17 protein-coding genes and 1 pseudogene are annotated in these 17,344 nt (G+C 71.7%); 10 read left to right on the top strand and 8 right to left on the bottom strand.

Annotated elements, in window-relative coordinates; genetic code table 11:
- Positions 1–179 precede the first annotated feature (179 nt).
- Positions 180–866, top strand: coding sequence for a SanA/YdcF family protein (locus tag ABD224_RS21615; RefSeq protein WP_344052390.1), 687 nt, complete (start codon positions 180–182; stop codon positions 864–866).
- A gap of 38 nt (positions 867–904) precedes the next feature.
- On the opposite strand, the gene ABD224_RS21610 is transcribed toward ABD224_RS21615, so the two are convergent.
- Together ABD224_RS21610 and ABD224_RS21605 are read right to left on the bottom strand one after the other, a co-directional pair.
- Complete coding sequence (locus tag ABD224_RS21610) at positions 905–1,309, bottom strand: PIN domain nuclease (RefSeq protein WP_344052388.1); 405 nt, start codon at positions 1,307–1,309, stop codon at positions 905–907.
- Positions 1,306–1,557, bottom strand: a complete 252-nt coding sequence (locus tag ABD224_RS21605; RefSeq protein ID WP_344052386.1) for a type II toxin-antitoxin system VapB family antitoxin — start codon at positions 1,555–1,557, stop codon at positions 1,306–1,308. Before ABD224_RS21605 ends, ABD224_RS21610 begins: the two co-directional genes overlap by 4 nt.
- 360 nt (positions 1,558–1,917) lie before the next feature.
- Here ABD224_RS21605 and ABD224_RS21600 point away from each other — a divergent pair, with 360 nt between their 5' ends.
- Positions 1,918–4,131 (top strand): molybdopterin oxidoreductase family protein, encoded by a 2,214-nt coding sequence (locus ABD224_RS21600; protein ID WP_344052384.1) that lies wholly within the window; start codon positions 1,918–1,920, stop codon positions 4,129–4,131.
- Here the strand turns inward: ABD224_RS21600 and ABD224_RS21595 are convergent.
- Together ABD224_RS21595 and ABD224_RS21590 are read right to left on the bottom strand one after the other, a co-directional pair.
- On the bottom strand, positions 4,034–4,528 hold the full coding sequence (locus ABD224_RS21595; RefSeq protein ID WP_344052382.1) for a gamma-glutamylcyclotransferase family protein: 495 nt from the start codon (positions 4,526–4,528) through the stop codon (positions 4,034–4,036). The genes ABD224_RS21600 and ABD224_RS21595 overlap by 98 nt on opposite strands.
- Positions 4,529–4,735: 207 nt before the next feature.
- Positions 4,736–5,341 carry an ATP-binding protein gene (locus ABD224_RS21590; RefSeq protein ID WP_344052380.1) on the bottom strand — a complete coding sequence of 202 codons (606 nt, stop codon included), beginning with the start codon at positions 5,339–5,341 and terminating at the stop codon, positions 4,736–4,738.
- Between ABD224_RS21590 and ABD224_RS21585 the strand changes: the two genes are divergently transcribed.
- The 4 genes from ABD224_RS21585 to ABD224_RS21570 all read left to right on the top strand — a co-directional run bounded on the left by ABD224_RS21585 (position 5,273) and on the right by ABD224_RS21570 (position 7,341).
- Positions 5,273–5,617, top strand: coding sequence for a Scr1 family TA system antitoxin-like transcriptional regulator (locus ABD224_RS21585; protein ID WP_344052378.1), 345 nt, complete (start codon positions 5,273–5,275; stop codon positions 5,615–5,617). The genes ABD224_RS21590 and ABD224_RS21585 overlap by 69 nt on opposite strands.
- 2 nt (positions 5,618–5,619) lie before the next feature.
- Positions 5,620–5,814: a DUF397 domain-containing protein gene (locus ABD224_RS21580; RefSeq protein ID WP_344052376.1), complete on the top strand. Its 195-nt coding sequence runs from the start codon at positions 5,620–5,622 to the stop codon at positions 5,812–5,814.
- A 250-nt stretch (positions 5,815–6,064) separates the two neighbouring features.
- Positions 6,065–6,601 (top strand): hypothetical protein, encoded by a 537-nt coding sequence (locus ABD224_RS21575; RefSeq protein ID WP_344052374.1) that lies wholly within the window; start codon positions 6,065–6,067, stop codon positions 6,599–6,601.
- Positions 6,602–6,720: 119 nt separating this feature from the next.
- The gene (locus tag ABD224_RS21570; protein ID WP_344052372.1) at positions 6,721–7,341 is read left to right on the top strand and encodes a class F sortase; all 621 of its coding nucleotides are present in this window, start codon (positions 6,721–6,723) and stop codon (positions 7,339–7,341) included.
- 66 nt (positions 7,342–7,407) lie between these two features.
- On the opposite strand, the gene ABD224_RS21565 is transcribed toward ABD224_RS21570, so the two are convergent.
- Positions 7,408–7,578, bottom strand: coding sequence for a hypothetical protein (locus ABD224_RS21565; RefSeq protein WP_344052370.1), 171 nt, complete (start codon positions 7,576–7,578; stop codon positions 7,408–7,410).
- Positions 7,575–7,781, bottom strand: coding sequence for a hypothetical protein (locus tag ABD224_RS21560; RefSeq protein ID WP_344052368.1), 207 nt, complete (start codon positions 7,779–7,781; stop codon positions 7,575–7,577). The genes ABD224_RS21565 and ABD224_RS21560 overlap by 4 nt, the downstream gene beginning before the upstream one ends.
- A gap of 247 nt (positions 7,782–8,028) precedes the next feature.
- On the opposite strand from ABD224_RS21560, the gene ABD224_RS21555 reads away from it, so the two are divergent.
- From ABD224_RS21555 to nirD, 3 genes are read left to right on the top strand one after another with little or no spacing between them, the layout of a single operon-like run.
- The gene (locus ABD224_RS21555; RefSeq protein ID WP_344052366.1) at positions 8,029–9,249 is read left to right on the top strand and encodes an NAD(P)/FAD-dependent oxidoreductase; all 1,221 of its coding nucleotides are present in this window, start codon (positions 8,029–8,031) and stop codon (positions 9,247–9,249) included.
- Positions 9,249–11,852, top strand: coding sequence for a nitrite reductase large subunit NirB (nirB, locus tag ABD224_RS21550; RefSeq protein ID WP_344052364.1), 2,604 nt, complete (start codon positions 9,249–9,251; stop codon positions 11,850–11,852). Before ABD224_RS21555 ends, nirB begins: the two co-directional genes overlap by 1 nt.
- Positions 11,849–12,223, top strand: a complete 375-nt coding sequence (gene nirD / locus ABD224_RS21545; protein ID WP_344052362.1) for a nitrite reductase small subunit NirD — start codon at positions 11,849–11,851, stop codon at positions 12,221–12,223. The genes nirB and nirD overlap by 4 nt, the downstream gene beginning before the upstream one ends.
- A gap of 71 nt (positions 12,224–12,294) precedes the next feature.
- On the opposite strand, the gene ABD224_RS21540 is transcribed toward nirD, so the two are convergent.
- Entirely contained in the window at positions 12,295–13,221 is a 927-nt protein-coding gene (locus ABD224_RS21540; RefSeq protein WP_344052359.1) for an oxidoreductase, read from the bottom strand.
- A 156-nt stretch (positions 13,222–13,377) separates the two neighbouring features.
- Positions 13,378–16,143, bottom strand: a complete 2,766-nt coding sequence (ppdK, locus tag ABD224_RS21535) for a pyruvate, phosphate dikinase (protein WP_425581028.1) — start codon at positions 16,141–16,143, stop codon at positions 13,378–13,380.
- A gap of 619 nt (positions 16,144–16,762) precedes the next feature.
- Between ppdK and ABD224_RS21530 the strand changes: the two are divergent.
- Positions 16,763–17,344, top strand: a pseudogene (locus ABD224_RS21530) (hypothetical protein); the annotation flags it as partial.

Genomic DNA, 17,344 nt, shown 5'->3' with positions numbered 1-17,344 from the left:
CAGTAAGGGCACACACCGGCAATCGGGACATCACCTTCCGTTTCCGCCGGGTCGGTGAACCGGGCCGCCACGCGCCGCGTCCTTGTTCCCGGCGTCGTTCTCAGCGCCGTTCTCGGCGTCCTCATCGAGCTCATCGAGTGACGCCCCGCCGGAAGCCGTCCGGGAAAGGAGACCGTCCGATGCGCCGACCGTGGTGGACACGACCGCGTCTGCCGCGCACCCGTGCCGGGCGCCGGCGGCTGGTGCAGGCGGTGGTGGCCGTGTGCGTGCCGGCGCTGCTCCCGGCGGCGTGGACGCATGTCACGGCCGGTGACCGGCTGCGGACCACGGCGGATGCGCCCCGCACCGAGGTGGCCGTCGTCTTCGGTGCGGGCCTGCGGGACGGCAAGCCGTCGCGGTACCTGGCGCACCGGCTGGACACGGCGGCGAAGCTGTACCACGAGGGCCGGGTCGAGGTGCTCCTGGTCACCGGCGACAACAGCCGCGAGGACTACGACGAACCGGACGCCATGCGCGCGTACCTGATCAGGCGCGGCGTGCCGGGCATGCGCATCGTGAGCGACTACGCCGGCTTCGACACCTGGGACTCCTGCGTCCGGGCGAAGAAGATCTTCGGCGTGGACCGTGCGGTTCTGATCACCCAGGATTTCCACGTCCGGCGGGCGGTCGCCCTGTGCCGGGCGGCGGGCGTGGACTCCTACGGCGTCGGTGTGCCCGCCGAGCACGATCTCACCTGGTACTACGGCGGCACCCGCGAGGTGTTCGCGGCCGGCAAGGCGGTCCTGGAGGCCGTGTTCCGGCCGGACCCGACCTTCCTGGGGCGCAAGGAGCACGGCGTCGCCCGAGCACTGGCCGACGCCCGCTGAGGCCCGGCTCACGGCGGGCCCATAAAACCAGCTCGCCCTCACTCCACGATCCGGCGCACGGGCTGCCCCGTGACGCGGGCGATGACCTCGAAGTCGGCATCCTCGTGGAGCACGGTCAGTTTGTAGTGCTGGGCAGTGACCGCCACCAGGAGATCGACCGGGCTCGCACACTGATGCCGGCCCCGGTCGGCGAGGGCGCGCTGCAGTGCGGAGGCGTCCTCCCAAGCGGAGTCCCGCATCGCGTAGTACGGAAAGGTTTCGTGGAGCAACCCCTCCGCCTCGTAGTACGCAGGGCGACCGCCAACCGCCCGCAGATACTCCTGCCGCACTGGCTCGCAGAGCCCGACCAGACCGGAACAGACGGCCTGGTCCCACTCCGCCCCGCTCTGTCCCCGGTAGAAGCGGATCGGCGCGCTGGTGTCGACGAGAAAAAGCTCCCTCACGCGGGGTGATGCTCCCCCTCGGCACCGGACACACCGGGACGGGGTTCCTCGGTTTCCTCGATCGCCGCCAGGTCGATCTCTCCTGCGGCGACCATCTGCCTCATCCGCTCCACAGCGGCCGCTCGTCTCCGCCGGTCCGCGACTTCCCTGAGCGCGGCGTTGACCGTGTCTTTCTTCGTCGTCGTGCCCAGAAGACGCGCAGCCTCGGCAAGCGCCTCGTCGTCCAGATCGATCACGGTGCGGCTCATGGCGCCTCCCGACGGGCATTTACAAACCTCCCAAAGGAGATATCACGCAGGGGTGCGTCACCCTCGAAAGACCACGTCGGACGCGTGCACTGCCCGAAGATCACCCCGGGCAGGCCGCTCTCCCGCCGCCCGATTGTCCGTCCGACCTCCGCGCCCTGCCCTGTTGCAGTTTTCCCGGCACTGGTCAGCACAGGCGTCGAGATCCGGATACGCTCCGGCCGCTTGTCCGGCTCGACGGCCCATCGCTCGATCGCTGAGGCCCGGCTCACGGCGGGCGGGGGCGGGTGGAGAGGTTGCCGCCGCGTCCTTGTAACAGCGGGCCGTCCGGCGGCGTAACACGGCCGACGCAGGCTGAGCGGCATGCAGACCTCCGCCACACCCACGCACTGTCCGTACTGCGCGCTGCAGTGCGGGATGACCCTGACGCCCGTCCCCGGCGGGGGCGCGGAGGTGACCGAGCGTGCGGACTTCCCGGTGAACCGGGGCGCGCTGTGCGGCAAGGGCCGTACGGCGCCCGCGGTGCTCTCCTCCCGGGTGCGGCTGACCTCGCCGCTGGTGCGCTCGGGAGACGGCACGCTCGTTCCCGCCGGCTGGGAGGAGGCCCTGGACCGGATCGCCGGGGCGCTCGCCCGCACCCGCGCACAGCACGGCCCGGACGCCTGCGGGGTGTTCGGCGGGGGCGGGCTGACGAACGAGAAGGCGTACGCGCTCGGCAAGTTCGCGCGTGTGGTGCTCGGCACCTCGCAGATCGACTACAACGGCCGCTTCTGCATGTCGTCGGCGGCCGCGGCGGTGACGAGGGCGTTCGGCCTGGACCGGGGGCTGCCCTTCCCGTTGGCGGACATCCCGAGGACCGGGTGCGTGATCCTGGTCGGATCCAACCCGGCGGAGACGATGCCGCCGTCCCTGCGGTACTTCACCGAACTGCGCGAGAACGGCGGCACGCTGATCGTCGTCGACCCGCGCCGCACCCGCACCGCCGAACAGGCCGACCTGCATCTGGCGCCCCGCCCCGGCACCGACCTGGCTCTCGCCCTGGGCCTGCTGCACCTGGTGATCGCCGAGGGCCGCACCGACGAGGCGTACATCGCGCAGCGGACGACCGGCTGGGAGGAGGCGCGGGCAGCGGCCATGGCGTACTGGCCGGAGTACGTGGAGCGGGTCACGGGGGTGCCGGTTCCGCAACTCCGCGAGGCCGTGAGGATGTTCTGCGCGCCCCGGTCGGCGATGGTGCTGACGGCCCGTGGCCCCGAGCAGCAGTCCAAGGGCACCGACACGGTGGGCGCGTGGATCAACCTGTGCCTGGCGACCGGCCGGGCGGGCCGCCCGCTGTCCGGGTACGGTTGTCTGACCGGGCAGGGCAACGGGCAGGGCGGGCGCGAACACGGCCAGAAGGCCGACCAGTTGCCCGGCTACCGCACGCTGACGGACCCGGCGGCGCGGCGGCACGTGGCCGGGGTCTGGGGGGTGGACCCGGACAGCCTGCCGGGCCCGGGACGCAGCGCCTACGAACTCCTGGACGCGCTCGGCACGGACATCCGCGCCCTGCTGCTGATGGGCTCCAACCCGGTGGTGTCCGCGCCGCGCGCCGCGCACGTGGAGCGGCGGCTGCGGTCGCTGGACTTCCTCGCGGTGTGCGACGTGGTGCTGTCCGAGACGGCGGCGCTCGCGGACGTCGTGCTGCCGGTCACGCAGTGGGCGGAGGAGACGGGCACGGTCACCAGCCTGGAGGGCAGGGTGCTGCTGCGCCGCCGCGCCCTCGCCCCGCCGGACGGGGTCCGCAGCGACCTGGAGGTCCTGCACGAACTGGCCGCCCGCCTGGGCGTGGAGAAGGGCTTCCCCACCGATCCGGAGGAGGTCTTCGACGAGTTGCGCCGGGCGTCGGCGGGCGGTCCGGCGGACTACTCCGGGATCACCTACCGCGAACTGGCGCGGGAGAACGGCGTGTTCTGGCCGTGCCCGGCGGAGACGGAGCCGGACGACCCGGAGGACGCCTGCCTGGACGTGTACGCGCAGGACCCGGCCGGGGACGAGGACATGCACGAACCGGACCTGCCCGGCACCCCCCGCCTCTTCCTCGACCGCTTCGCCACCGGGGACGGCCGCGCCCGGTTCGCGCCCGTCTCGCACCGGCCGAGCGCCGAGGAGCCGGACGAGGAATACCCGCTGCTGCTGACCACCGGCCGGGTCGTCGCCCAGTACCAGTCGGGCGCCCAGACCCGGCGCGTCGACGAGCTGAACGCCGCCGCCCCCGGCCCCTTCGTCGAACTGCACCCGCGTCTGGCGGCACGCCTGGGCGCGGCCGAGGGCGACCTGCTGGCCGTGGTCTCACGGCGCGGGCGGGCGGTGGCCCCCGCCCGGATCACGGCCGGCATCCGCCCGGACACGCTCTTCATGCCCTTCCACTGGCCGGGCGAGGGCCGTGTGAACACCGTGACCAACCCGGCCCTGGACCCAACCTCGCGCATGCCGGAGTTCAAGGTGTGCGCGGTGCGGGCGGAGGTGGTGGAAACGGCAGCGGACGGGCGGCCGGCGAGAGCCGGTTCCGCAGGGTCCAGTCCCCGCCTTCGATGAGCCTGCCCGTGGCCCGCAGCCGGGCCGTGACGGACGGTCCGGCGACGTACACCCACGCCCGGACGGCCACGCCGTCGGTCTCGCGGACGACCTCGCGCTCGACCCGCTCGTAGAGGCTGCGCGGGTCGCCGGGCACATGGCCCTCCAGCCGGTCCAGGGCGATGAGCACCTCCCCGTACTTCTCCGGGAGGACGGCCACGAGGTCGCCGCGGACCACTCCGCCGGGCTCCTCCACGGCGTACGGGTAACCGGGGCCGTCGTAGAGCACCGCGCCGGCCAGCCGGGCGGGTTCCGCGGAGCGGATGCGGCCGTGCAGGAACGCGCCGTGGTTGCCCTCTCCGGGGCGGAGAGTGCCGTAGACGAAGAACGGGAGCGGTGCGGGCGTCGGAGGTGTCACGGGAACGATTTTCCCGCCTCGCACATCGCTACGTCTTGGCTACGAACATGACATGCCATGTCCCTTTATGTCTCAGGCGGCAGCGCACCCCACGCGCGCCGAGGGCGCTCGCGTTCAAGGGACCGATGAGGCCGACCGCGGGACGCGGACGCCGACTACCGCGCAGGCACGACGTCACCGCCCGCCATCCGCGTCACCGTCCCCGTTTCACGGTCGGCGCGGCAGTCGCACGTCGGGGGCGGCAACCGGTAGTACGTCAGTGCCTTCGACGGCCACGACATCCAGTTCGCACCACACAGATTTCCCGACGGTGAGCCGGTCCACGCCCCATCGGTCGGCGACCTCCCGGACAATGAGCAGCCCGCGCCCGAACACATCGTCCCGCGTGGCATCACGCGGGGTCGGGAGCACCTCTCCCTTCGGGTCGGAGACGGAGACGTGTACGACCCGTTCGGTGAGGGCCAGTTCGACACGGAAGAGCCTGTCCTGCAGGCATCCATGCAGTACGGCGTTGCCTCCCAGCTCGGAGACCACCAGGGCAACGTCGGCGGCGAGTTCGGGATGACCCCAGTCGGTGAGCAGGCGGTGGGCCCGGCGCCGGGCGAGAGTGACGCTCCTGGGGAGCGGGGGATAGTCGAGGCGGTCGTACTGGAGCGGGTTGCAGGGGGCGACCATGTCGCTCACCTCCGGGCAGGGGGCAGCACCAACACCTGAACTGATGAGCAGCCTCTCACCCTCCGAGCAGTGATCTACGAGGCCGTCCTCCGGAACATCCCCGGCGGCGCGAATGCGGCTCGCGGTCAGTTGGAACACCTTGCGAAGATGGCGGAGCAGCCGAACATCACGCTGCTGATCTATCCCTTCAGTGCAGGCCCGCACGTGGGACTGAGCAGCGCGTTCAACGTCATCTCGTTCGCCGAGCCCGGAGCCATGGACGTGGTCTACTTGGAAATCCCCTTCACCCGTCTGTGGATCGAGGGCGGTGACAAGGCCGCGGCCCACGACAAACTGTTCGAATCCCTCGCCGAGCGCTCTCTCGGCGAACGCGAATCCGTCCTGCTCCTCCACCGACTCCGCAAGGGACTCTGACCGTGCCCGACTTCCAGTACCGAAAGTCCAGCCACAGCAATCCCGAACGTGAGTGCGTAGAAGTGGCCACCAACGTCCCCACCGTCGTCGCTGTACGGGACTCCAAGCGCCCCGCCAGTCCGTCCCTCCGCTTCGCTCCCTCCGCGTGGAGGGCGTTTCACGCCTCGCTTCTGAAGGGCGATACGCCGACCGTGTGACTCACCCCCGGGCCCCGCACTCTTCCGGGTGGTTCCGGCCTTACGGCAGCACGGCGGCCTTGACCTGCCCAAACACAGCCCTTGGGCCGGTTCGGGCCCGACGCGTCGACACCCGTTCATCCTATTTCTGACGCTCCTTCAGAGAGCGGAAGCGGACGCGGGCCATTTACCTCGAAAGGGCAGGGCGCAACCGACGGCGGCACACGCGGTGTCGCGGGACGTGCCCGTTGCAGAGCCCGGAGGAAGACCGATGCGACGTACCGCCGCCCGCCCGCAGGCCGGGGCCATGGCCGGGGCCGCGCTCGCCGTCGCCGCCGTGGGCGGTCTGGCCGCGCCCGCCCATGGAGCGGAGGGCAACGGTCTGGTGGTGTACCCGTACTCGGTCGTCCCGGGCGGCCATGTCACAGTGAACACCAAGGGGTGCGGCGAGAAGGCGGCCGCGGCGGGCGACGCCAGCGCGGTCGGCGCGGGTGCCTTCATGCTGACGCCCAGCTCGCGCGCGGGCGAGGCGGTCGGGCAGTTCCAGGTGCCGGAGAGCGCACAGCCGGGGACGTACGAGATCGTCGCCCAGTGCGCCGACGGCGACCGGGAGGTCAGGGGCGACCTGGTGGTCACGCTGACCGCCGCGCAGGGGCAGGTGCAGCCCCGTGGAAGTGTGAAGACGGGGGTCGGTGGTGCGCTCGGCACCGACCCCGTACGAACCGCGGCCGGTGTGGCGGCGCTCGCCGTCGCCGCCGCGGGCGGTACCTGGCTCCTGCACCGCCAGGCGAGAGGCGGCGGGATCTGACGGGCATCTCCCCACTGCCCGTCCGCCGGTACCGCAGACCCTCTCCCCCTCCGGGTGCGACGCCCCTCGCGGCCCGGAGGGGGTCGGGGCCACCGGGCCCGTCCGGGAGAGAGGTTCGTATGCGCAGGATCGGCAACACCTCCATAGCCACCGTCACCGTGGTTGCCCTCTGTTCCGGCGCATGGCTCCTGCACAGCGGCGGCGTGATGCACGCCCCGCCCCGTCCCGGCGCGGCCGAGGGGGTGCCCGACCCCGGCGCGGCAGGGCTCTCCGCCCCCGCGCTGCCGCCGTCCCCGCCTCTCCGGATCCGCATCCCCTCCATACGGGTGAACGCCCCGCTGATCGGCCTCGGCCTGACGGAGTCCGGCAGCCTGGACGTCCCGCCCGCCGACGACAAGAACCTGGCCGGCTGGTACGAGGCCGGCACCACCCCCGGCGAGACGGGCACCGCGATCGTCGCCGGGCACGTCGACACCGACCGGGGACCCGCCGTCTTCTACGACCTCGGCGTCCTGCGGAAGGGCAACACCATCGAGGTGGACCGCCGGGACGGCAGCGTCGCGGTGTTCACCGTGGACGCGGTCGAGGTGTACGCGGCGAAGAACTTCCCCGACGACAAGGTCTACGGCGCCGCGAGCCGCCCCGAACTGCGCGTCATCACCTGCGGCGGGGACTACTCCAAGGCCACCGGCTACCAGGGCAACGTGGTCGTCTTCGCACACCTGACCAGCAGCCGCTGAGCGTCATCGGGACCGTGCGGGGGCGGCGTACAAGGCCGCGTCCCGGCCTTTGACGGCCGAGGGCGTTCAGGTGTCGCCGAAGAGGCGGGTCCCCATGGGGTCGAGTCCGGCCACGACGAGCGGCGGCACCACGACGAGGTCCGCCGCCGCGCCCAGTGCGTGCGCACAGCCGTCCGAGTCCGGGTTGTCCTCGTCGTAGGCCGCGAGGAACGCGCAGGTGCCAGTGGCGACGATCACGCTTCGGCGTCCCTTTCCCGCCTGCGCGTGACCCCTTCGACGACGGCGTCCCGGATCGTCTGCCGGTCGATCCGTGCACCGCCGCTTTGGAATTTCCGCGTCACGAACGGCTCGTCCCAGGTGCGCTCCGACAGCGCCGCGAGGTGGATCGCCCGGCGGATTGTCCCGGCGTCGGAGTACATATTGGTCCGCCTGAGAGTCATGTGCCGAACGTAGTACACATACCGGCGTCGGAGCCGTCCGTGCCGACGATGAGTGCCCCCCACGAGGAGTCGGCGTCCTCGTGTCCGAGGGACATCCGAGGTGCGACGGCCGTCACACGGCTGTGGCCGGCCCGGAAGGCACCCCACCACCCCTCACAGCCGCCACCCGCCCCCGCTGAGCGCAGCGTTCCTCAGGGGAAACAGCGGGGATCCGGATGGGTAACGTGCACGGCGCACGCTCTGGGGCATGACCTCGAACGGGCGTGTGGTGGTGATCGGCGCCGGGCCGGCGGGCGTGGCGCTCGCGCGGCGGCTCGGCGAGCTCGGGACGCCCGCGGTGGTCGTCGGCGAGGAGGAGCACCGGCCGTACAACCGGGTGCTGCTCGCCGAGGTGCTGGCCGGGCGGTACGCCCCCGAGGCGATCGCGCTGCCGGTGCCCCCCGGGCTGGTCCGCGGCCGGGTCGTCGGCATCGACCGTGCCGCGCGTCAGGTGCGGTGCGCGGACGGCTCGGTGCTCGGATACGGCACGCTGGTGCTGGCCACCGGCGCCAACCCGGTGCTGCCGCCGCTGCGCGGTCTGTTCGCCCGGGGGAACGGGTTTCCCGAGGGCGTGCACGCCTTCCGCACCATGGACGACTGCCTGGGCCTGTCCGGGGCGGTACGGCCCGGGGTGCGGGTGGTCGTCGTCGGCGGCGGGCTGCTCGGGGTGTCCGCCGCCCGTGCGCTCGCCGTGCGGGGCGCACAGGTGGTGCTCGCCCAGCAGGCCGAGCGGCTCATGGAGCACCGGCTGGACCCGGCCGCGTCCGCCCTGGTGCTGCGGCATCTGACGGACCTCGGTGTCGAGGTGCACACCGAGTGCCGGGTGCGGGGCGTACGCTGCGCGGGCGGCGCGGTCCGTTCGGTGGAGCTGGCCGACGGATACCTCCTCGACACCGACCTTCTGGTCCTGACCTGCGGGGTCCGTCCGCGCACCGGCCTCGCCGAGGACGCCGGGCTCGCCGTGCGCAGGGGCGTCCTCGTCGACGACGCGCTGCGCACGTCCGACCCGCACATCCACGCCATCGGCGACTGCGCCGAACACGCGGGCACGGTGTACGGGCTCGCCGCACCGGCCCTCGAGCAGGCGGGCGTGCTCGCCGAGGTGCTCGCGGGACGGACGGACTCCCGGTACACCGGCACCCGCTCCCTGACCCGGCTCACCCTCGCCGGCGGGCCTCACCCGCCCTTCGACCTGGCCGCGTTCGGCGAGACCGAGCCGCGCGCCGGTGACGACGTCGTGCGGCTCACCGACGCCACCCGCGGCACCTACCGCAAGGTCGTCGTCCGCGACGGTCGCCTGGTCGGCGGGGTTCTCGTCGGCGCACTCGGCACCGTCGGCGCACTCGCCCGCGCCTGGGAGGGAGAAGAACCGCTCCCCGCCGACGGCGGTCCCCCGCTCCACCTGCTCACCCACGACGGAGGCTCCTGATGTCCACGACCGCACTCGCCGGGGACCGCCCCCGCCCCACGATCGTGCTCGTCGGCCACGGCATGGTCGGCCAGCGCTTTCTCGAAGCGCTCGCCGAGCGCGGTCTGACCGCCACGCACCGCGTGGTCGTGCTGGGCGAGGAGCCGCGCCCGGCGTACGACCGTGTACGGCTCACCTCGTACTTCTCGGGCACCACTCCCGAGGAACTCTCCCTGACGGACAAGGAGTTCATCAGCGCGCACGGCATCGAGCTGCACACCGGCGACCCGGCGGAGAGCATCGACCGCGAGGCGCGGACGGTCACCGCCCGCTCGGGATTCACGGTCGGGTACGACGTGCTCGTGCTCGCCACCGGTTCCTTCCCCTTCGTACCGCCGGTTCCCGGCCGGGACGCCGAGGGCTGCTTCGTCTACCGCACGATCGAGGACCTGCTCGCCATCGAGGAGTACGCCACGTCGCGGGCGAAGACCGGTGCCGTGGTCGGCGGCGGGCTGCTCGGCCTGGAGGCCGCCGGTGCGCTCAAGGGCCTCGGACTGGCCACGCACATCGTGGAGTTCGCGCCGCGTCTGATGCCGGTGCAGGTCGACGACGGCGGCGGCGCGGCGCTGCTGCGCACCATCGAGGGCATGGGGCTGACCGTGCACACCGGCACGGCCACCCAGGAGATCGTGACCGGCGAGGACGGCGCGGTGAGGGCGATGAGACTGTCCGACGGCTCCGAACTCGCCACCGACATGGTGGTGTTCTCCGCCGGTGTCCGCCCCCGCGACCGGCTCGCCCGGGACTGCGGGCTCGCGGTCGGCGAGCGCGGCGGCATCGTCGTGGACGCCCAGTGCCGCACGGTCACCGACCCGTGCGTGTTCGCCGTCGGCGAGTGCGCGCAGGCGGTGGACGGCCGGGTGTACGGCCTGGTCGCGCCCGGCTACGAGCAGGCCGAGACGGCGGCCGCGGCCATCGCCGGCGACGAGGCGGAGTTCACCGGCGGCGATCTGTCCACCAAGCTCAAACTCCTCGGCGTGGACGTGGCCTCCTTCGGCGACGCGCACGGCACGGCCGAGGGCAGCCTGGACGTCGTCTACGCCGACTCCCGCTCCGGCGTCTACAAGAAGCTGGTCGTCGGCCCGGACGGCACGCTGCTCGGCGGCATCCTGGTCGGCGACACGGAGGCGTACGGCACACTGCGGGCGCTCACCGGGTCGGTGCCTCCCGTCTCCCCCGAGCAGCTGGTCCTCCCCGCGGGCGCTCCGGTGCAGCTCGGGCCCTCCGCCCTCCCCGACGATGCGGTGATCTGCTCCTGCCACAACGTCACCAAGGGCACGATCCGCCGCGCGGTCACCGAGCACTCCTGCACCTCCGTGCCGGAGGTGAAGAAGTGCACCAGGGCCGGAACCGGCTGCGGCAGTTGCGTCAAGGTGCTCGGGCAACTGGTCGACGCCGAGCTGGAGGCGGGCGGCATCGAGGTCGACAAGGGCCTGTGCGGCTGCTTCGCCCAGACCCGCCAGGAGCTGTACGAGATCGTCCTCGCCCTGCGCCTCACCTCCTACCAGGACCTCCTGGACCGCTGTGGCCGCGAGGGCGCCCGGGGCGGCGACGGCTGCGAGATCTGCAAGCCGGCCGTCGCCTCGATCATCGCCTCCCTCGCCCCGACGATCGGCGCGAGCGGCTACGTCCTGGACGGCGAACAGGCCGCCCTGCAGGACACCAACGACCACTTCCTGGCCAACCTGCAGAAGAACGGCTCGTACTCGGTCGTGCCGCGCATCCCCGGCGGTGAGATCGCCCCCGAGAAGCTGATCGTGCTCGGCGAGATCGCCCGGGACTTCGGCCTCTACACGAAGATCACCGGCGGCCAGCGCATCGACATGTTCGGTGCTCGGGTCGAGCAACTGCCCCTCATCTGGGCGCGTCTGGTGGACGCGGGCTTCGAGTCCGGGCACGCGTACGGCAAGGCGCTGCGCACGGTGAAGTCCTGCGTGGGCCACACCTGGTGCCGGTACGGCGTCCAGGACTCCGTCCGCATGGCGATCGACCTGGAGCTGCGTTACCGCGGCCTGCGCTCCCCGCACAAGCTGAAGGCGGCGGTGTCGGGCTGCGCCCGCGAGTGCGCGGAGGCCCAGTCGAAGGACTTCGGCGTGATCGCCACCGCGAACGGCTGGAACCTGTACGTCGGCGGCAACGGCGGCGCCACCCCGCGCCACGCGGACCTGCTCGCCCAGGACCTCTCCGACGCCGAACTGGTCCGTCTGATCGACCGGTTCCTGATGTTCTACATCCGCACCGCCGACCACCTGGAGCGCACCAGCGTCTGGCTGGAGCGCATCCCCGGCGGCCTGGACCACGTACGGGACGTGGTCGTCCACGACTCGCTCGGCATCTGCGCGGAGCTGGAGTCCCTGATGGCCGCCCATGTCTCCCACTACCGCGACGAGTGGGCGGAAACCCTCGACGACCCGGAGAAACTGGCCCGGTTCGTGTCCTTCGTCAACGCCCCCGACACCCCCGACCCGGTCGTCGCCTTCGTCCCCGAGCGCGACCAGATGAAGCCCGACCTGCCCCTGCTGTCCATCGGCCGCCGTCCCCTGGAAGGAACGACCCAGCGATGACCCTGGCTCCCGAGACGACCGCTCTGAAGGTCCAGCTGCGCCTCGGCGACGGCTGGTTCACGGTCTGCGACCTGACCGCCCTGATCCCCGGCCGCGGCGTGGCGGCCCTGCTCCCGGACGGCCGGCAGGCGGCCCTCTTCCGCGCCCGCTCGGGCAGCCTCCACGCCATCGACAACCGCGACCCCTTCACCGGCGCGGCGGTCCTCTCCCGGGGCCTGACCGGCACCCGTGCCGGCCGTCCGTTCGTGGCCTCCCCCCTGCTGAAGCAGCGCTTCGACCTGGCCTCGGGCCAGTGCCTGGACGACGAGCGGGTGCGGGTGGCGACGTACGCGATCAGGGCGTCAGGGCCTTGTGACGAACTGACGGACTGACGGACTGACGGACTGACGATCCGACGGTCCGGCCGCACTGGCGGTCCGATCGCGCCGGCCGACGGGCCGGCTCAGTCCCTCAGCGCGTCGTACGTCACCTTGGTGAGCCGTTCGGAGGCCTCCCACAGCAGCCGGCCGGCCCTGTCGTCGAGGGTCCAGGGCGCCCGCCGGGACGGGGCGGGCGCGCCGCGCCACATGGCGAAGGAGGGTCCGGTGAAGGAGTCGGGCCGCACTCCGGGGGCGGTGGCCGCGTACAGCGTGGGCAGCGCCCCCTTCTCCGGCGACTGGGCGAAGATCCGGTTGCCCGCCGCCATGAGCCGTTCGGCGGCCCGGCGTCCCTCGGCCCGCGGCCCGGCGGTCTGGAGGTTGGTGGCGGCGTACCCGGGGTGGGCCGCGGCGGCGACCAGGCCGGCCCCGTGCCGCGCCAGCCTGCGGGCCAGCTCGTGCGTGAACAGGAGGTTGGCGGTCTTGGAGCGGGCGTAGGCGATCCAACGCCCGTACCGCCGCTCGCTGTTGAGGTCGCGCAGATCGACGTTGGACAGCATGTGCATCAGGCTGGACACGGTCACCACGCGGGCGCCCGGGGTGCCGAGCAGCCTCGGGAGCAGCAGCCCGGTGAGCGCGAAGTGCCCCAGGTGGTTGACTCCGAACTGCGTCTCGAACCCGTCCGCGGTCGTCCCGTACGGCAGGGCCATCACGCCCGCGTTGTTGACGAGCAGATCCAGCCGTTCGTACGCCAGCCCGTCCGCGAACTCCCGCACGGACCCCAGGTCTGCGAGGTCCAGCCGCCCGACCTCGACCTCGGCGCCCGGTACGTCGTCCGTGATCCGGCCGGCCGCAGCCCTCCCCCGCGCCTCGCTCCGGCACGCGAGCACCACCCGGGCCCCCTTGCGCGCCAGTTCCCGCGCGACGACGAATCCGAGCCCGCTGTTGGCCCCGGTCACCACGGCCGTACGGCCGCTCTGGTCGGGGATGTCACGCGTGTTCCAGCCGGGCATGGACGGCTCTCCCTGGGGGCGGTGGACCGGATCGCTGTGATCCCACCGTAGAAGAGGGGCGGCATTCCCGCACAGAATGCCGCCCCTGTCATTGCACCGGAGTCCTCACCGGATCGGTCTGAGGGTCGGGGACCACGACGAGGACTCCGGAGTCTTTCAGCGGTGGTCGCTGCCCTCCGCCTCGACCGCCGCACGGCCGGCCTCCAGACGGGCGACCGGGATGCGGAACGGGGAGCAGGACACGTAGTCCAGACCGACCTCGTGGAAGAAGTGGACGGACTCGGGGTCGCCGCCGTGCTCGCCGCAGACGCCGAGCTTGAGGTCGGGCCGGGTGGCACGGCCGGCCTTGACGGCGGACTTGACCAGGGAGCCGACGCCGTCCTTGTCGATCGTCTCGAACGGGCTGACGCCGAAGATGCCCTTCTCCAGGTACGCCGTGAAGAAGCTCGCCTCCACGTCGTCGCGGCTGAAGCCCCAGACCGTCTGGGTCAGGTCGTTGGTGCCGAAGGAGAAGAACTCCGCCGCCTCGGCGATCTGCCCCGCGGTCAGCGCGGCGCGCGGCAGCTCGATCATCGTGCCGATCGGCAGCTTGAGCTGCTCGCCCGTCGCGGCCTCGACCTCGGCGATGACCTTGTCGGCCTCCTCGCGGACGATCTCCAGCTCCTGGACGGTGCCCACGAGCGGGATCATGATCTCGGCACGCGGGTCGCCCTTGGCGGCCCGGCGCTCGGCGGCCGCCTCGGCGATGGCGCGGACCTGCATGGTGAACAGGCCGGGGACCACCAGGCCCAGGCGGACACCGCGCAGACCCAGCATCGGGTTCTGCTCGTGCAGACGGTGGACCGCCTGGAGCAGGCGCAGCTCGTTCTCGTGCGGTTCCTGGCGGGCCTCGGCCAGGGCGACACGGACCGACAGCTCGGTGATGTCGGGCAGGAACTCGTGCAGCGGCGGGTCGAGCAGGCGGATGGTGACCGGCAGGCCGTCCATCGCCTCGAAGAGCTCCACGAAGTCCTGCTTCTGCAGCGGCAGCAGCTGCTTGAGGGCCTCCTCGCGCTCCGCCTCGGTGTCCGCCAGGATCAGGCGCTCGACCAGCTCACGGCGGTCGCCGAGGAACATGTGCTCGGTACGGCACAGGCCGATGCCCTGGGCACCGAACCTCCGTGCCCTCAGCGCGTCCTCGGCGTTGTCGGCGTTGGCGCGCACCCGCAGACGGCGCTTGCGGTCGGCGAAGGCCATCATCCGGTGGACCGCCTCGACCAGCTCGTCCGCGTCGTCGGCGCCCGGGTGCATCCGGCCCTCGAAGTACTCCACGACCGGGGACGGGACGACCGGGACCTCGCCCAGGTAGACCTTGCCCGTGGAGCCGTCGATGGAGATGAGGTCGCCCTCCTCGACGACCCGTCCGTCCGGGATCGTCATCCGGCGGCGCTTGGTGTCGACCTTCAGCTCCTCCGCGCCGCACACGCACGTCTTGCCCATGCCGCGGGCGACGACGGCCGCGTGGGAGGTCTTGCCGCCGCGGGAGGTCAGGATGCCCTCGGCCGCGATCATGCCGTCCAGGTCGTCGGGGTTGGTCTCCCGGCGGATCAGGATGACCTTCTCGCCCGAGCGGGACCACTTCACGGCGGTGTACGAGTCGAAGACCGCCTTGCCGACCGCGGCGCCCGGAGAGGCGGCGATGCCGCGGGCGACCTGCTCGACCTTCGCCTGCTCGTCGAAGCGGGGGAACATCAGCTGCGCGAGCTGGTCGCCGGTCACCCGCTTCAGCGCCTCGGCCTCGTCGATCAGGCCCTGGTCGACGAGCTGGGTGGCGATGCGGAAGGCGGCGGCGGCGGTGCGCTTGCCGACACGGGTCTGCAGCATCCACAGCCGGCCGCGCTCGATGGTGAACTCGATGTCACAGAGATCCTTGTAGTGGTTCTCCAAGGTCTCCATGATCTGCATCAGCTGGTCGTACGACTTCTTGTCGATCCGCTCCAGCTCCGCCAGCGGGACGGTGTTGCGGATGCCCGCGACCACGTCCTCGCCCTGGGCGTTCTGCAGGTAGTCGCCGTAGACGCCCTGCTGGCCGGAGGCGGGGTCGCGGGTGAAGGCGACACCGGTGCCGGAGTCCGGGCCGAGGTTGCCGAAGACCATCGAGCAGATGTTGACGGCGGTGCCGAGGTCGTGCGGGATGCGCTCCTGGCGGCGGTAGAGCCTGGCGCGCTCGCCGTTCCAGGAGTCGAAGACCGCTCTGATCGCGAGGTCCATCTGCTCGCGCGGGTCCTGCGGGAAGTCCCGGCCGGTCTCGCTCTTGACGATCTTCTTGAACCTGGTGACCAGCTTCTTCAGGTCGGCCGCGTCCAGCTCGGTGTCGTCGGTGACCTTCTTGGCCTGCTTGGCCTTGTCGAGGGCGTCCTCGAAGAGGTCGCCGTCGACGCCGAGGACCGTCTTGCCGAACATCTGGATGAGCCGGCGGTAGGAGTCCCAGGCGAACCGCTCGTCCCCGGCCTGCTTGGCCAGGCCCTGCACGGACTTGTCCGACAGGCCGATGTTCAGGACGGTGTCCATCATGCCGGGCATGGAGAACTTCGCACCGGAGCGGACGGAGACGAGGAGAGGGTTGTCCGGCTGGCCGAGCTTCTTGCCCATCTTCTGCTCGAGCGCCTCGAGGTGCGCACTCACCTCGTCACGCAGTGCCGCCGGTTCCTCGCCGCTCTCGAGGTAGACCTTGCAGGCCTCGGTGGTGATCGTGAAGCCCGGAGGGACCGGAAGGCCCAGGTTGGTCATCTCGGCGAGGTTGGCACCCTTGCCACCGAGGAGGTCCTTGAGGTCTTTGTTGCCCTCGGTGAAGTCGTAGACGTACTTCACGGCCTTTTCGGCCTTCACGCTCTCAACGCTGTTGCCGTCCTCGGCTACCTGGGGATCTTTGTTTTCCGACACGGGTCTCGACTCCTCGAGGACGCGGTGGCTGCCCTGACGGCGAGGAAGATACCCAGATCAAAGGTCTGTGGGTACGTCCACTTGCGCGTCATGTGCTTGTAACCAGTCGTCCGCCAGCGGATCGAAAGTCAAGGCTTGGCAAGGCGTCAGGGTTTGATGTTTTCACTTCTTGAACGAATCCGCATCAGCAGATCCGTTCACTCGCTCAGATGAGCGGATCTCGGCGCGTTTGATTTCGGCCGATGAACGATCATCTGCTGGCACTGAGTGCCACTCTTTGGAGAAGTGCAGCCGCTCATGATCCGCTCATCTGAGCGCAACCCTTATCAAGGGTGGCGAGAATCACGCTGCCACAGCCGGAGGGATTCCACCATGCGGACGCCCTCGCTCCGCCGGACCCAGGAGCCGGCGGAGCCGGAGAAGGCGGCGTCACGCCACGGACGAAAAGGGATGATCCACGCCTTCCGGAGGCAAAAGGCCCCCTCTTCTCCTGTGTTTCTGCTGTGTTTGCCTCCGGGCGTGAACAGGGGCGCCGATCACGTCGTACGACAGTGAGGCGGGTCCTGCCTCCCCGCGTGGCCCGCCTCCTCAGCCACATCCGCGCAGGGAAGGACCCCGGGTGCCTCAGCACACGAGCACACATCAGTCATCGGGCACGACAGGGGCAACCGGGCACGGCATCCCGTCCCCGCGGAGGGGCGGACCGGCACCGCACAAGGACAAGCCCAGGACCGCCCCCGCCCCGGCCGGCCGCACAGGGGACACCCCCGCCACGGACGAAGCGCGGGCGGCCGCGTCCCGGGACGAGGACGCCCCCGCCAGGACGGCGGACGGCACCGGCGCGGCCCGGACCACCGGGCCCGGGACCGCCGCGGCCTCGGCCACCCCCGCCGACCGGGCCACGGAGGCGTCCCCGGAGGCCGACGCACCGGCCGGCACCGGCACCTCCCGCTCCGAGGCCCCGTCCACGCCCGACGCGCCGGCGGACACCGGCACACCCGCCGCCGAGACCACCGAGCGCACCGAGAAGACCACCGAGTCCTCCGAGACCTTCGAGACCTTCGAGACCTCCGAGACCGCCAAGTCCTCCGAGCCCTCCGAGCGCGCCGAGACCGCCGAGACCGGGGCGGCCACCCCCGCCGGCCGGACCGCGGACGCGCCCGCGGAGGCCGGCGAGCCGGCGGACCCCGCCGCCGCCCGG

The sequence above is a fragment of the Streptomyces thermoalcalitolerans genome, assembly GCF_039525155.1.
GTDB lineage: Bacteria > Actinomycetota > Actinomycetes > Streptomycetales > Streptomycetaceae > Streptomyces > Streptomyces thermovulgaris.
This window is presented reverse-complemented; position numbering and strand designations above follow the sequence as displayed.